Origin of the sequence: Chryseobacterium sp. R2ACT005 (genome assembly GCF_049949215.1) — a bacterium.
Classification (GTDB): Bacteria; Bacteroidota; Bacteroidia; order Flavobacteriales; family Weeksellaceae; genus Chryseobacterium.
In genome coordinates this window covers 1,634,931-1,650,268 of the sequence record NZ_CP188192.1, presented here as the reverse complement: position 1 = coordinate 1,650,268, position 15,338 = coordinate 1,634,931, and the positions used below count along the sequence as shown (strand labels likewise).

Here is a 15,338-nt window from a genome sequence, read left to right as displayed (position 1 = left end):
AAAAGTTTAATACTTCTTCCGTAACAAAATGATAAAAAGAACAACTATTTAACTATTAATGTAAACCTAATGAGAAAAACAGTACTTAGTCTCGGTATTTTTGCTTCTTTTTTAGCAAATGCTCAGTCTATAAAAACAACCATTGATCTAGTCAATGTAAAAGATGATAAAGTAGCCGTTACCATGGAGTTTCCGAAAATGAAATCAGGAGATGTTAAATTTCATTTCCCTAAAACGGTTCCGGGTACTTATTCTGTAGACGACTATGGAAGATTCATCGAAGGGATCAAATTTTACGATAATAAAGGAAAAGAACTTACTTTCACTAAAGTAAATGATAATACCTATTCATTGAAAAATGCGCAGGGTCTTTCCAAAATCTCTTATCTTGTGAATGACAGTTTTGATGATGAATTAGATACATCAAAGCATAAAGCGGTATTTTCTCCGTCAGGAACAGATATTGAGGCAGGTAAAGTATATATGATCAATACCCACGGATTTATAGGATATATTGATAATATGCAGGATGTTCCTTATCAGCTGATCGTTCAGAAACCAACAGATTTCTACGGAACAACAGCATTGGTAGACCAGGACAAATCTGATGCTACAGATACCTATACCCTTGCGAACTATGCTAAGGTAACAGATTCTCCACTTATGTATACAAAACCGGATTATATTACCTTCAATGCAGGAGGAATGGATCTGGTACTGGGAGTATATTCTCCAACAGGAAAATACAAAGCTGCTGATTTCAAAGAGAATCTCGAAAAAATGGTGGTTGCTCAGAAGAAATTCCTGGGTGATATGAATACCAATAAAAAGTATGCAATCATGCTTTATCTTTCCGGAGGTGACGGACCAAGAGTGAAAGGTTTCGGAGCACTGGAACACCATGAATCTACAAGTGTGGTTCTTCCTGAAGGAATGCCGAAAGATGCTATCGACAATACCATTACAGATGTGGTTTCTCACGAGTTTTTCCATACAGTAAATCCTCTGAAGACTCATTCTGAAGAGATTCACTATTTCGATTATGCAGATCCGAAGATGTCTCAGCACTTATGGATGTACGAAGGTGGAACAGAATATTTTGCCAACCTGTTTCAGATTCAGGAGGGTCTTATCAATAAAGATCAGTTCCTTCAAAGAATTGGTGAGAAGATTGCCAACTCCAAGAGTTACGATGATACGATGCCGTTTACGGTAATGAGTAAAAATGTATTGGTTGAACCTTACAAGGATCAGTACAGAAATGTTTATGAAAAAGGAGCTCTTCTTGCAATGTGTCTAGATATTGAGCTTAGAAAACTTTCCAACGGAGAGATGGGATATCGTGATATGATCAGAAAACTGTCTCAAAGATTTGGAGAAAACAAACCTTTCAAAGATGATAAACTGATTGACGAGCTGGTAACGGTAACCGGATATCCTCAGGTAAAAGATTTCTACAATAAATATATTGCAGGAAACCAGCCCACTCCTTATGCAGAATATCTGAAAATGGTAGGTATAGACATTCAAAAGCAGGAAAGCCATCCTCTTTTCTGGTTTATCAAAGACCCGAACCAGACAGGTTTTGATGAAAAGAACAATGCTTTTGCTTTTGATGAAAACTCTGCTTTGTCTCCTTTTTCAAAAAGTATCGGATTTAAAATTACAGACCAGGTACTTGCTTTAGATGGAAAAACGGTAGACATCAAAAAAGTACAGGACTTTATTGGCTATACCAGAACCATCAAAGACGGGCAGGACGTTACAGTAACGATTCTAAGAGATAATGCCGGTAAGAAAGAGAAAATGACGTTGAAAGGAAAGGCTATTCTGGATAAGATGACAATGGAAACTCCTACCTTCAAGGCGAATCCGACTCCGGAAGAACTGAAATTACAAACACAGTGGCTCACTGGTAAAAAATAATAAGAAAAGCGGGGAAATTTCTCCGCTTTTTATTTTTAAATCTGAATAAATAAGATCTTGTATTTTTTTATTCAACCCTTATTGGTTTATATTTTTAAGATTATTTTCTGTTACAACCTTTATTCTTTCTTAATTGTAATCCTAAAAGTACTTCCCTTTCCTACTTCAGTCTGAGAAATCTTAATATCTCCGTTGTGATATTCATGAATTACTCTTCTTGCCAATGACAATCCTAATCCCCAACCTCTTTTTTTAGTAGAATATCCGGGATTGAAAGCATTTCTTGCCTGCTGTTTTGTCATTCCGCTTCCATTGTCTTTTACTTCAACCAGAATATTTTTATTTCTTTCAAAAATTGACATCGTAATAGCACCTTCCCCTTTCATGGCATCCACAGCATTTTTTACCAGATTTTCAATCACCCAGCTCATCAGAATTTTATTGTGCGGAACCAACACGGTATAGGTCGGAAGATTCAATGTAAAATTGATTTTTTTGGAAATTCTGGTTTTCAAATAATCATAATTCTCCTGAATTGTTTCATTGAAATTCCTGTCATTCAGCTCAGGAATAGAACCTATTTTTGAGAATCGTTCTGAGATCGTTCTAAGTCTTTCAATATCTTTTTCTATCTCGTGTACTCCTTCCGATTCAGGATTATCAAGCTTCATAATTTCCATCCACCCAATCATGGAAGATAAAGGTGTTCCGATCTGATGTGCCGTTTCTTTAGCCAAACCTGCCCAGAGATAACCTTCATCCGTTTTTTTGATCGTCCTGAAAAACCAGAATGAAAAACCGAAATACAACAGAATAAACAATCCTAAAATATAAGGCGAATACCGAAGGTTATTAAGCATACGCGAGTTGTCATAGTAGACAAACTGATTGTTCCCATCCGGCACCTTAATCTCAATAGGATCATAATTTTTCTCCATATTCCGGATTAGGTCCTGAAGTTTTTCAGGGTTCTTTATAGTAGCTTCAGGGATATTTCTGTAATATCCGAGATCAAGAATAGGGTTTTTATATTTATCTGTTACAATGAACGGAATGGTATTGTTGATATTAAGGATATCCGGCAGCAGATCAAGAACATCCGTATCCGGAGTCTTTACTTCCTGCTGTATTCTTATCGCTTTGGAAAGAAGGCTGATCCTTTTGATCTCCTCTTTTCTGAGAAAATTAATGAGTGATGTCGAAGCCACTACAATAGCGATTACCAAAGTAGTCATGACAACAAAAATGATCCAGTTATTCAGTCTGGTAAGTATGGATTTTCTCAAAATTATTTTATTTTAAAACATTCAGAATTTTCTGCAGTTCTGCATTTCCACTTCCCTGGTAGTTGTTGATAATAATCGAAAACACATATTTTTTGCCATCTTTCGCGGTGTGATATCCTGCAAAAGATTTGGTATCTCTCATCGTACCGCTTTTCATCTTCATTCCATTCTCCTGAATTGGGAAACCATCATAGTACGCTTCAAACCATGATTGCTTTTTAGCATATAAAAGAGCCTGCACTTCTGCTTTTGCCGCTACATAATTCTGTGGTGAAAGTCCGCTTCCGTCAGCAAAATTGATCATATTAGGATTAATTCCTTTTGATTTCCAGAATTCTTTCAGATAAGAAACCCCGCTTTTAAAACTTGAATTTCCTTTTTTCTCTTTTCCTAAGGTTTTAATCAATGTTTCTCCATACAGATTGATACTTTTCCTTAGAAACCAATACACAATTTTATCCAGCGTTGGAGATTGGTAAGTCAAAAGAATATTATTTTTAGGAGTTTCCAATGCCTGTTTCCCTTCTATTTCAAGCTGTGAATTCGTTATTGCTTTTCCTGAAATCTCAATTCCCGATTCTTTCAGCCATTGTTTCACTTCTGCTGCGAGCTGTAAGGGCGGATTAGGTGTAGAGCCGGAAACCGTAACCGTTTTTCCTGCCGGAAGCATTCCGTTAATCAACGCTACTTCGGAATGAGGTGCGGTAAAGATAAGACTCTGATCAGAACTTCCTCCGGCTTTCAGATCATTCAGCCATTTCACTCCTTCCAAAGGATAAGAAAAGTTTTTAAAATCTGTTCCGTTAATATTGATATCAAACTGGTTTTCTTTCCAGTTGATTCCCCACACACCGGCTCCGTAATAATTTCCAAGATCATCCCAAGGCCAGCCACCGGGAATCGTCTGATGATCAAAATAAGAATCATCAATCACAAGATCTCCTGATATTTTTGTAATTCCTGAGTTTTTAATTGCCTCAATCAGCTTCTTTTTAAAATTCTCAGGTTTATAGGCATCATATCTCCAGCTTCCTAATGTAGGATCACCATTGGAACTGATGAAAAGATTTCCGTTCAGTGTTCCTCCGGCAATGTTTCCGGAATAGCTTGAAGTGGTTGTAAAAGTATAATTTTTGCCCAGGGTTTCCAGTGCTGCACCAGCGGTAAAAATTTTCTGTGTAGAAGCAGTAGAAAGTCCCTTACTTCCCTGATATTCGTATATAAAGTTGCCATTTTCATCTGAAACATAAAATGATAAACTGGAAGAAACCGTTCCTGAAGAATCCATGAGATCCTTGGTTACTTTATCCAGTTTCTGAGCAATATTCTGCGCAGCAACCATCTGTACAGAGAGTGTGAGAACAGCAAATGTTTTTTTCATTAAATTGTTATTTGGTTCTGAATGCAAAGAGTTCCCATACAGTTCATGACCAGTATCTGAACCTTTTTCATTGATTTAAATTCTAATCAAATATAGTTAAAATAAAAGCTTTTCATACGCCCTGAGATCATCGGAGCTGAAAAGTATCTGATGATCAGACGTTTTTTCAAATGACTGATCATAGGTGAAATATTTCTCGTAATCCTCTTCATCTATAAAAATATCCATCTGGCATTCTTTTATATAATTTGATTTTTCTCCATAATCTTCTATAAAATATCCGGATTCATTCCATTGCTCATGATGACAGCGCAGACAATTTTTTTGATGCACAGCTTTATATCCGCATATCTCACAATTCTGCAAACTTTGGAATAACGTTGAAATTTCACTCCGTCTGTCTTCCGGAAAAAGAGAAAGAGGAATTGTTTTTAAAAGCAGATAATAATTAGGTTCCTGCCATGAGAAATAAAACATTTCTCCTTGTTCTTTTGTATGAATCCATACGCTTTGAAAGTCATATTCCAGGTCGGCTTTTACGATATTTTTGATATTCAGAATGGTTTTATTACTTCTCCTGATATTCTGTTGATGATCAATTTCAATAAAAGGCTGCTGTTCCAGAAAATGATTCAGGCACAGCGTGGTTTGCCACGAACCTATTACCCTCATTTTACCTTCACTGCCACAGATTTCACAAGTCTTTACAGACAATTCTGAATATTTATCTTTGATGGCTTTAAGCTTATTATTAAGTGCTTCGTCCTCGGAGTATGTGTAACACCTCAACCCACCGAATTTTTCCTTTCCAAAAACACGGTGCTCCATATTCCAGCCTGCAATAGCAAATTCAAAGAGCAGGTTCCGGATCAGCTGTTCCCATCCGGTACTGTTCACTGAAAAATTGCTCAGATTATGTTCTACAAAAAGATTGATCTCTTCTTTGTTCATTAAAGTCTGCTTCCTGCTTCTATTTCGTAAGGTTCTTTACCTTTTTCAAAAATTCTTGTCAGCTCATTTCCTTCCACAGTAATGGAATCTGCTGTTCTTCTGATCCAGTTTCCTTCTCTAAGACCTACTACTTTAATGTCATTTTGGGTAAGGAACTCCTGAATACGGGTTTCTCTGGTTTCTCCATTATGCTTCAAATCCGGGTTAGGATCAAGATAATGTGGATTGATATTGAAAGGAACCAGTCCCATACAGTCAAAACTTGGAGGATATACAATTGGCATATCATTCGTCGTTTTCATATTCTGGCCTCCGATATTGCTTCCTGCACTGCATCCAAGATATGCTTTTCCTCCTGATACATTTTCTTTTAGGGCAGACATCAATCCTTCTTCATGTAATGTTTTGACCAATAAAAATGTATTTCCGCCTCCTGTAAAGTATCCTTTTGCCTGATTAAGGGCTGCTGTTTTATCTTCAAATTCATGAAGACCTTTTACTTTTATATGGATGGTTTCAAAAAAAGAGCGTGCTTTTGCTGTATAATCGTCATGGGAAATTCCGCCTGGTCTTGCGAAAGGGATAAACACAATTTCGTCAATTCCTTTATAAAGTTGGATTAATTCTTCTCTTAAGTATTCCAGATATTCTCCACCAAAAAGGGTGGATGTTGAAGCTAATATGATATTCATACCACGAAATTATATTTATTAATAAAAAAATGAATGACAAAGATAGCTTCAAACATTAACGAATCAAAAATTAAACTAAAAAAAACATGTTTCCCGTTAATATTTTCTAAAAAAACTTAAAGCTTCTAAAATTTAACTTTTTATGGAATTATTATTGAATTTTACATTTCGAATTTAAAATATAAGATTATGAAAATGAGTACAATTAATAGTAGAAATCTATTTTTAGGTTTGATACTGGCGGGAAGTGTAAGTTTTGTAAACGCTCAAACGACTCAACCGGAAACTTCGGCAGCGACGAGTCAAACAACCAATCCAACGATTGATGGTCTTAAAAAACAGATTGAGGCCAATCCAAAGGATACAGAATCCTTAGCAAAATTAGCAGCAGCTTATCAGGAAGCTTCAGACTGGCCAAATGCCATTGATACCTGGAAGAAAATTTCTGCTTTATTACCGGACTGGGCTCCATCTTACTACAGCCAGGCATATGCTTATCAGTCTGCAAAAGATGATGCCAATGCAAAACTGGCTTATGAAAAGTATATTGCAACCGTAAAACCGGAAGAAGTAGAGCAAAATAAGAAAAATCTGGCCTATGCCTATTTCTATATTGCCTTTGCAGAACAGCAGACAGATCCTAATAAGGCAAAAGAGCATATTGCTAAATCGATACAGTATGACCCTACCAATCAGGACGCTGTAAAGCTTAGCAAAACACTAAATTCTTAGTAAAAGAAAATGCCGGAAAGTTTTTCCGGCATTTTTTATTTATCCAATCTAGTTTAAATTTAACGCAAAGGTCTATTTTTACTTACTTTTTATTTTAAGGCAGCAAAGTTTAAATCAACTTCGTTGATTCTTTCTAAGCGTATGTATATCATAAGCTTCATCAGCAACTTTTTCGCTTTCTTAACTTACTTAACAATAAGAAAATTTAATTTGGTCTTTGCGTTTTTAAAATTCTTTTTAGTTTCTGTTCACCTATTCAATCACCTTTCCGAAAAAATCGGTTTCACCATGTAAGTGGCGGATGATTTTCTCGATATTCCGCTGGATGCTGGCTTCAGTTTTTAAATTGTTGATATAACGAACCAGTTCATGTCTTCTTGAAGGAATCAGATTTTCAAAATTTTCTGTTGCCAGAGGACTTTCTTTAATCGCTTTTTCCAAATGAGGATGCATAGAAATACTTCTGTCAGAATCATCATATTCCAATACAACTTCAATGATTTCTCCAATTCTCTTCGGGGAATTTTTTAACATTGTCAGGTTCACATACAGTCTCCATTCTCCCAGATATTTCATCAGGTTTTGTTTAAATTCCAGTCCGTTCACCGTTCCTTTTACCGGAACCGGACTTTTATTTCTCCTTGATTCATCAAAAATCCTGTCCAAAATCTCTTTTGGAATAAATACAAAAGGATTAATCCCAATGATTTCCAATGTGGCTGTGAAACTGTTGCTTTTCATGGATGATATTTAGGTGTTAGGTGTTAGGTGTTAGGTGTTAGGTGTTAGGTGTTAGGTGTTAGGTGTTAGGTGTTAGGTGTTAGGTGTTAGGTGTTAGGTGTTAGGTGCAAAATTAACTATTTGTTTAAGATCAATATAAATTATTTTTTTTTACTGTATATAATTCATCCCATTCCCAAACCTGAAACTCTCAACCCCTCCAATTCTACAACGCGTATACCCAAAATCCGAACCTCGTAACTCGAAATCCCGAACTCCGTAACTCAAAATTCATATCCCAGAACCCAATTAATTCCCTATCTTTGTATCAATAAATCTATTTAACAAAATGAAATTTTTTATTGACACAGCTAATTTAGAGCAAATCAAGGAAGCTAGAGATCTTGGAATTTTAGATGGTGTAACGACCAACCCTTCATTAATGGCAAAGGAAGGTATTCAGGGATCTGAAGCAATTAAAAACCATTATAAAACGATCTGCGAACTTGTAGACGGAGATATTTCTGCGGAAGTTCTTTCTACAACGTATGAAGAAATGATTAAGGAAGGAGACGAATTGGCTGCTATTCACCCTAATATCGTTGTAAAGATTCCGATGATCAAAGACGGTATCAAAGCTTTAAAATATTTTTCTGATAAAGGGATCAAAACTAACTGTACACTGATATTCTCTGCAGGACAGGCTCTTTTGGCCGCAAAAGCAGGAGCAAATTATGTTTCTCCGTTCTTAGGAAGATTAGATGATATTTCTACAGACGGTCTGAACCTTATTCAGGAAATCAGATTGATTTTTGATAACTATATGTATGAAACTGAAATTTTAGCGGCTTCTATCCGTCACTCAATGCACATCATTGACTGTGCTAAAATCGGAGCTGATGTAATTACATCCCCACTGCCTCCGATCTTGAGCTTATTGAAGCACCCATTAACAGACAGCGGATTGGCTCAGTTTATTGCAGATTCTCAGAAATTAGCATAATAACTGATTCTTATTCAGATATAAAAAACCCGGAACAATGTTCCGGGTTTTTATTTTTATAATGAGTATTTTTATTTCAGCACATCCAGCTCAAGGATATTATTTTGCTTTTTCAGATCATTCTTCCTTTTTATTTCTTTATCTTTTTGTGCTTTATCAGCAGGAATCAATTTTCCTGAATCATCCATTTCCTGAATTTCAATTCCCTGGGCCAACATCTGTTTTTCACTTTTCATAGGGTCAGCAAGATAGTCTTTAAAAGCTTTTCTATACCTGGTTTCATTCACTGTAACAAGAGCATTAAATCGTTCTTTTTCTTTGGTACTCTTCCATTCATAGCCTTCAGGGAGTTTTTTATTTCCTTTTAATTCGAAAGAATGGGTATGGGAAGCATCTTCAAGTTTTACAATTAATCCCGGAAGCCCATGAAATTTATAAGGACCATCCTGAATGGGAAGATCAGTGGTAAACCAGGCTGTCCATTTTCTTCCGGCAAAGTCACCAATTGCTTTTTGTACTTTAAATCCACCTATCTCTGCTTTATCCGAATAGATTTTCCATTCTTGTTTTCTGGCATCCTGTACCATATATTCGTCAGCCGCAAGATTGGTAAAAAAGTTAACTGAATAATCCGGATACACCTTTTCAACACTATAACTTATTTTGCCTTTGAATTTGATTCCTGAAAAATCTAATTCCTTAACTCCCATCTGAAGCTGTTTTTCCATAGCAGATGTCATAAGAGAATCCGATTCAAAAGAATCCTTACTGTAAAATTTTGATCCTTTTGCAGCAACATCTAAAAGCATAATTTCTACTTCTGGCTTATCTTTAGCTGTGGAATCCAGAACATATCTGTATTCATAAATAAATCTTTGATTCTGGGCATTAGTAATTACAGCCAATATAAGACTCAATAAAATGATCAACTTTCTCATGGTTAGTTTGATATAGTTTTTTAATTCTGTTCTGTAATTTTTTTAACAACTTTACACGGATTTCCCACAGCGACAACATGATCCGGAATATCTTTCGTGACAACACTTCCCGCACCAATCACCGAGTTATTTCCAATGGAAACTCCGGGAAGCACAACCACATTTCCTCCCAGCCAGACATTATTTCCTACTTTAATCGGATGTGCATATTCAAGACCTTCGTTTCTCTGTTTTGCATCAAGCGGACGGCCTGCTGTATAGAAACTACAGTTTGGACCGATAAAAACATTATCACCAAACTCTACTTTGGCACAATCTAAAATAACAAGGTTATGATTGGCATAGAAGTTCTCTCCTACTTTTATATTGTATCCGTAATCACACCAGAAATTGGGTTCTATGCAGATATTTTCTTTTATATCGCTAATAATGCTCTTAAGTATTCTGTATTTGTTTTCTGCCTCAGAGTTTTTCAGTCCATTGTACTCCTGACACAGATCTTTGCAGGCAATACGCTCCTGAATCAGTTCTTTGTCGTAATTGGCATTGTATAAAAGTCCTGCTGCACATTTTTCTTTTTCTGTCATACTATGGAATTTAAAGTCCCGGATAAAGATACACAATACAAAAAAAATACAGTAAGATTATGATAACCTTACTGTATTTTAATCAAATAGAAACTGCTTATTGATAAAGCTCCGGTTCTATTTTATTGTTATTTTTTAGCCGTTCTTCTTTTGCTCTTTTTTCAATAGCCCTATACATTTCATTCGTATCAATACTTTTTCCATCCTGATTTTTCATCTGTACAACAGCTCCTGCAGGAAGAGTACTCATGGTTTGTTTCATGTCTTTTGTAGGATCAACAAGGTAATCCTTCCAGGCTTTTTTAAACTGTTTTTTAGTTATTTCTATTTCTTTACCTCCTAAACCGATTGTAGTAAGACCTGGTATTTGAATATCTTCTTCTGAGGCAGCTTCTGTTTTTTTGTTACCTATTAAAGTCATGATATGTGATCCTGTTTTATCTTCAATCTTAATGATCAGTCCCGGCAGTCCATAGAATTTATAAGGACCATCCTGAAACGGGATATCTGTAGAAAACCATGCTGTCCAGCTTCTGCCTCCAAAATTTGTGGTTGCTTTTTGGGTATTATATTCTCCAATTTTTTGTTTTTCTGGTAAGATTTTCCATTCAGGTTTTTGGTCTTCAGGCATCTTATAAGTAGTATTCCCTATATTTTCTGAGAATGAAACACTGTAATCAGGATATTTTTTTGTAACAGTTGTATTAATTGTTCCAGGTTTTATATTCCTTTTAATATTAATACTGCCTCCGAATCCTCCTTTCATTTGCTTGGCGATATCAGCTTTCATTGTTGAATCAGCAACAAACTTATCGCGGCTGTAATATTTTGATCCATTTTTATCAATATCCAAAAGCATAACATCGCTTTTCACGTCTGCTTTATTGGTAGAATCAGAAACATATTTGTAGTCATAAAAGAATCTGTTCACTTGTGCATTCACAAACACACTTAACAGTGCTAATAAAATGAAATAACTTTTTTTCATAATTTATGTATTATCCGGATATTAGTAAAAAAGCTCTGCCAATTGAATACTGACAAAGCTTTTTTGGAACTTTTATTTCTTTGTCTCAATTCTTACTTCTCCTCTCTTCACTTCCCCATTCTTCTGGCTGTTGACCATTACTTTTGAAATATTGGCAGAATTCAAAGCATTAACGTCATCTTTAGATACTTCTCTTCCGTCAATAAAATACTTATATTTCAGGTCATCACTGCCATTTATGCTAAACTTTTTCACTCCATTCATGGCGATGTTTCCGTTGCCGTCTTTTTTGATGAAATCAGCATTCATTACCATAACATTAGGAGCAGAAGTTGTCATGGTAAAGTTACCAGCTCTGAAACTCTGTGCTGTTTTTTCTGCTTCTGCACGTATTTTTTCGCTTTCCTTTCTTATTCTCTCTCCATCAATCCTTATGATCACATTTTTTTTTCTGATTCGCTCTCCTTCTGCTCTCGCATTGTCTCCCTGTATGCGAGCTATAGCACCTTCTGCTCTTGCCTTCTCTCCTTCTTTTCTGGCTTTTTCGCCCTCAATTCTAGCTTTTTCTCCTTCAATTCTGGCTTCCTTCATCGCATTTCTGGCTTCTTTCATTGCCTTACGTACTTCATCTTTTTCTTTAGGACTAAGATCCTTATAATAGACTGTATTATTATTTTTAAAATAAACTACTTTCGGAGCTTTGGGTTCTTTTGGCTCTTCCGGGGGAGCAGGAGGAATAGGCAGTTTTTTTACCATCCTTGCAGCTTCTCTTCCCGCTTTTTTAGCCTCTCTTTCTATTTTACGAAGCTCTTTTTTATCAAGAGGATCCATGTTTTCAAGTTCCTTCATCTGATTTTTCCATTCAGCAGAATTGAAATATTCATCCACTTCAACTTTGGAAGCTATCTCTCCTATCTCTGATGCGAGGTTACTTATTTCTTCAATTTTATCACTGAAGGCATCACTTTCCGGATCCAATCCTTTCAGCTCTGTCTCTTTTTCTTTTATCTTTTTCTCAAGCTCAGCCACTTTTGTATGATCTTCCGGTGAGACAGGTTTCATATCTGTAATTTTTTCCTGACCCGATGGTCTTACGGTATCTTTTTTGATTTCTGAAACTACTTTTTTAATGGAAAGATTGGTTTCTTCAATTTCTCTGTTTTTTGCATTTACCAGATAAGCAAAAGCTACGGTAAATAACACCGGCAATGCAAGAATTCTTCGCGCATATCCGAACTTGGTTTTTGGTTTTTGTAACATTTTAAGTCTTTTTTTAAGGTTTGAACTTAGAAACGGACTGGCAGCAGGCAACTGTGTTCCGGAAAAGTGGCTTGCTAAAAGCATCTGCGCAAATGCTTTGGTGTCCGATTGTTGTACGGCTTTTTTATCAGCCAGGTACTCGTGAATGAGATTAATTTCTTTTTTGATGATATGAAAAAACGGATTGAACCAGAAAACAGAAGTAATAATCTCGATAAAAATCTTATCAAAGGAATGTTTCTGCTCAATATGTACCATCTCATGCTTTAAAATCTGTTTTCCGATATCAGAATGCAGGGTGATAGCATTCTTCCAGAAAAGATTCTTAAAGTATGAAAACGGAGCTTCACTAAGGTCTGTACGGTAAAGGTTGATCCCGTCAAAACTTTCTTTCTGAAACTGTTTTTTAAACTGCTGGATTTTGAAAATCCCATAGATAAGCTTCCCTAAAAAATAGAGAGAAACCAGTCCCAGAGCTGAAAAAATAATGTTAAAATAAAGGTTACCATTGTTTATATTTTTTTCTGAATTAAAATTCTGAATCTTATCAAGAAGCATATACATATCACTATTTACCTCTATCGTAAAATCATCTACTCTGATGAGTGGCAGCAACAGTGACATCACGATTGCGGCCAACAGATAAAATCTGTTATAATGATGGAATGTCTTGTCTTTTAAAGACAACTGGTAATACAAAAATGTTACACCTGAACATAAAATTGTTTTCCCAAAGTATAAAAGTATTGCTTCCATAGATACTAGTCTTTATTTTTGAGTTCGTCCAATAACATCTCAAGATCTTCTACTGTCATTTCGTTTTTTTCTACCAGAAATGAAACGGCACTTTTGTAAGAGCCTTTAAAATAGTTTTTCACAAGACTTTTCATGGTTTTCCCAGAATACTGTTCTTTTGAAACCAGCGGAAAATACTCATGCTGTCTTCCATGTACACGATAGTCTACAAATTCTTTGTCTTTCAATACTTTTAAAATGGTAGAGACCGTATTGGTATGTGGTTTTGGATCCGGAAAAAGATCAAGAACATCCTTTAGAAATCCTTTTTCTATTTTCCATAAATACTGCATTACCTGCTCTTCTGCTTTTGTTAAAGTCTGAATTTTCATATCCTGTTAATTTATCAATTATCGTGATATAAAAGTCATCCTATTCTATATCACTAAGAAATTAGTTATACAAATGTAGAAATAAAAATGAATCAAACAACTATTTTTTTAGTGATAAACATAGATAACAATACAACTGTTTGAAAATCAATTATATAAAATTAGTTAAAATATATTAATCTTTTAAAGAAGTAAAATATCCACCTGCTTAATCCACACAAAAAGAGTCATTTCAGGTATAAATTCTTAAAACTTGTTAAATTTTATTAAATAAAATTAAAATGAATTTGTTTTAACCGGGAAATTATATTTATTTTAGTGCTTTAAAAATTTCTCATGAAAAGATATAATTTATTGATTGTACTATTACTGCTTATTTTTAACGTTACTACAGCACAAAAGAAGGGTTCTCCTGCTGCCAATCTGAGCATATTAAAGGATACAAAATCAAAAATCGAAGCTACCGTTCCATTGGTGATTCAGCATCTTCAGACCATCTCCACAAAAGAAGGGGATAATAATATTGTGAATAATGGAAAGATTGCTTTGGGCAGAGAATATGGTATTTTAGAATCTGAATGGTTTTTATACAGGAACAATATGAAAAACTGTATCCTGAACAATTCTTCTAAAAAAGCTAAGAAATGTATGGAATACCATAACAATATGTTTAGAGGTACAATGATCAACTACAATAATTATATTACCAACCTTACAAGAAAGAACGGATATCTGGGTGTAGAAGGTGATACTAAATTTGATTTCAAGCCTGCTGATATTGCTACAAAATTGAATGAAGCTTATTTCAATGCCAACGATGCTGCAGGGAGAATGAAAGCGGATCAGAAAAGAGACTTTTTAGGACAGACAATGTCTGATGACAACAAGCTTACTCCTTACGCTCAACTGGCTCAATAATATCTAAAATCATATTAAAAACATAAAAAAAGAGAACTGCAATTGCGGTTCTCTTTTTTATTTAAAAGCAAAAAATCTCCGCCGGAAAAAGCAGTTTTGTGGTACTAATCATAAAACTCTTGGGGAAAAAGTAGAAAATTAGGCAGAGATTTTTTTGCATACACTCTACAGATCAACTGTCCTACCCATGATCTGTAAGAGCTTTACAAAAATAGAACTATACCTTTCCATTAGCTGAAAATTCCTGTAGAATTAAACGTGCACAATTGTAGAACTAATACTACTTTTAAGAAAAATGCTGGGAGTTTCCTGCCCCAGCCTCCAGCCTAAAAATCATCGTTCCCTTTTGTGCCTATTTCCACCATTGGTAGTAATTATGAAGTCCATCATATTCAAATCCACAACGCGGGTACAGCGTATTTCCAATATCATTTGTTTTTTCTGTTTCCAGCATCAATCCGCATGCCCCTGTTTCTTCACACCATTGTTTACTACGGTCAATTAATGCTACGGAAAAGCCTTTTCCTCTGTAATCCGGGTGAACAAATAAATCACTTAGCAGCCACTGTTTCTGTAGTTTGGTATAATGAAAGAGCTTGTAAAGCTGTACAAATCCGACAGCCCTTCCTTCAGCAATCACAAGAAAGATATCCGATTCACTGTTTAAAAACCGTTCTTTGAGAAAAGCTTTTCCTTTTTCAATGTCTGATTCCTGTCTGTAAAAAACACGGTAAAGATTGAATAATTCTGCTGTTTCATTAAGATCTTCAAGACTTGCCTTTTTAATAATGTAATTCATAGTTATGTTTATTTTATTAACAGGACAAAA

General features: G+C 35.3%; 15 protein-coding genes. 4 read left to right on the top strand and 11 right to left on the bottom strand.

Going from position 1 to position 15,338, the window contains the following annotated elements; translation table 11 throughout:
- Window positions 1–69 precede the first annotated feature (69 nt).
- Window positions 70–1,926 carry a peptidase M61 gene (locus ACPF63_RS07605; RefSeq protein WP_426482582.1) on the top strand — a complete coding sequence of 619 codons (1,857 nt, stop codon included), beginning with the start codon at window positions 70–72 and terminating at the stop codon, window positions 1,924–1,926.
- A 119-nt stretch (window positions 1,927–2,045) separates the two neighbouring features.
- Here ACPF63_RS07605 and ACPF63_RS07600 read toward each other — a convergent pair whose 3' ends face one another.
- The 4 genes from ACPF63_RS07600 to pepE all read right to left on the bottom strand — a co-directional run bounded on the left by ACPF63_RS07600 (window position 2,046) and on the right by pepE (window position 6,236).
- Window positions 2,046–3,215, bottom strand: a complete 1,170-nt coding sequence (locus tag ACPF63_RS07600) for a sensor histidine kinase (protein ID WP_411267048.1) — start codon at window positions 3,213–3,215, stop codon at window positions 2,046–2,048.
- Between the two features lie 4 nt (window positions 3,216–3,219).
- Window positions 3,220–4,593 (bottom strand): D-alanyl-D-alanine carboxypeptidase/D-alanyl-D-alanine endopeptidase, encoded by a 1,374-nt coding sequence (gene dacB, locus ACPF63_RS07595; protein WP_180563903.1) that lies wholly within the window; start codon window positions 4,591–4,593, stop codon window positions 3,220–3,222.
- A gap of 96 nt (window positions 4,594–4,689) precedes the next feature.
- Window positions 4,690–5,544, bottom strand: coding sequence for a hypothetical protein (locus ACPF63_RS07590; RefSeq protein WP_426482581.1), 855 nt, complete (start codon window positions 5,542–5,544; stop codon window positions 4,690–4,692).
- The gene (pepE, locus tag ACPF63_RS07585) at window positions 5,544–6,236 is read right to left on the bottom strand and encodes a dipeptidase PepE (RefSeq protein ID WP_077416794.1); all 693 of its coding nucleotides are present in this window, start codon (window positions 6,234–6,236) and stop codon (window positions 5,544–5,546) included. The genes ACPF63_RS07590 and pepE overlap by 1 nt, the downstream gene beginning before the upstream one ends.
- Before the next feature lie 195 nt (window positions 6,237–6,431).
- Between pepE and ACPF63_RS07580 the strand changes: the two genes are divergently transcribed.
- A complete protein-coding gene (locus ACPF63_RS07580) occupies window positions 6,432–6,968 on the top strand; it encodes a tetratricopeptide repeat protein (RefSeq protein WP_228408803.1) in 537 nt (178 codons plus the stop codon).
- A gap of 252 nt (window positions 6,969–7,220) precedes the next feature.
- On the opposite strand, the gene ACPF63_RS07575 is transcribed toward ACPF63_RS07580, so the two are convergent.
- Entirely contained in the window at window positions 7,221–7,709 is a 489-nt protein-coding gene (locus tag ACPF63_RS07575) for a YdeI/OmpD-associated family protein (protein WP_219072813.1), read from the bottom strand.
- A gap of 328 nt (window positions 7,710–8,037) precedes the next feature.
- Between ACPF63_RS07575 and fsa the strand changes: the two genes are divergently transcribed.
- Complete coding sequence (gene fsa, locus ACPF63_RS07570) at window positions 8,038–8,691, top strand: fructose-6-phosphate aldolase (RefSeq protein WP_047385358.1); 654 nt, start codon at window positions 8,038–8,040, stop codon at window positions 8,689–8,691.
- A 71-nt stretch (window positions 8,692–8,762) separates the two neighbouring features.
- Here fsa and ACPF63_RS07565 read toward each other — a convergent pair whose 3' ends face one another.
- From ACPF63_RS07565 to ACPF63_RS07545, 5 genes are all read right to left on the bottom strand, one after another.
- Window positions 8,763–9,629: a GLPGLI family protein gene (locus ACPF63_RS07565; RefSeq protein ID WP_426482580.1), complete on the bottom strand. Its 867-nt coding sequence runs from the start codon at window positions 9,627–9,629 to the stop codon at window positions 8,763–8,765.
- A gap of 20 nt (window positions 9,630–9,649) precedes the next feature.
- Entirely contained in the window at window positions 9,650–10,216 is a 567-nt protein-coding gene (locus ACPF63_RS07560; RefSeq protein WP_426482579.1) for a sugar O-acetyltransferase, read from the bottom strand.
- 97 nt (window positions 10,217–10,313) lie between these two features.
- Window positions 10,314–11,204 (bottom strand): GLPGLI family protein, encoded by an 891-nt coding sequence (locus ACPF63_RS07555; RefSeq protein WP_077416784.1) that lies wholly within the window; start codon window positions 11,202–11,204, stop codon window positions 10,314–10,316.
- Between the two features lie 72 nt (window positions 11,205–11,276).
- Entirely contained in the window at window positions 11,277–13,220 is a 1,944-nt protein-coding gene (locus tag ACPF63_RS07550) for a M56 family metallopeptidase (protein ID WP_426482578.1), read from the bottom strand.
- A gap of 5 nt (window positions 13,221–13,225) precedes the next feature.
- A complete protein-coding gene (locus ACPF63_RS07545; protein WP_047385363.1) occupies window positions 13,226–13,591 on the bottom strand; it encodes a BlaI/MecI/CopY family transcriptional regulator in 366 nt (121 codons plus the stop codon).
- A 336-nt stretch (window positions 13,592–13,927) separates the two neighbouring features.
- Here ACPF63_RS07545 and ACPF63_RS07540 point away from each other — a divergent pair, with 336 nt between their 5' ends.
- Window positions 13,928–14,509 carry a hypothetical protein gene (locus ACPF63_RS07540; protein ID WP_426482577.1) on the top strand — a complete coding sequence of 194 codons (582 nt, stop codon included), beginning with the start codon at window positions 13,928–13,930 and terminating at the stop codon, window positions 14,507–14,509.
- Window positions 14,510–14,861: 352 nt separating this feature from the next.
- Here ACPF63_RS07540 and ACPF63_RS07535 read toward each other — a convergent pair whose 3' ends face one another.
- Window positions 14,862–15,308: a GNAT family N-acetyltransferase gene (locus tag ACPF63_RS07535; protein WP_180563907.1), complete on the bottom strand. Its 447-nt coding sequence runs from the start codon at window positions 15,306–15,308 to the stop codon at window positions 14,862–14,864.
- Between the last annotated feature and the right edge of the window lie 30 nt (window positions 15,309–15,338).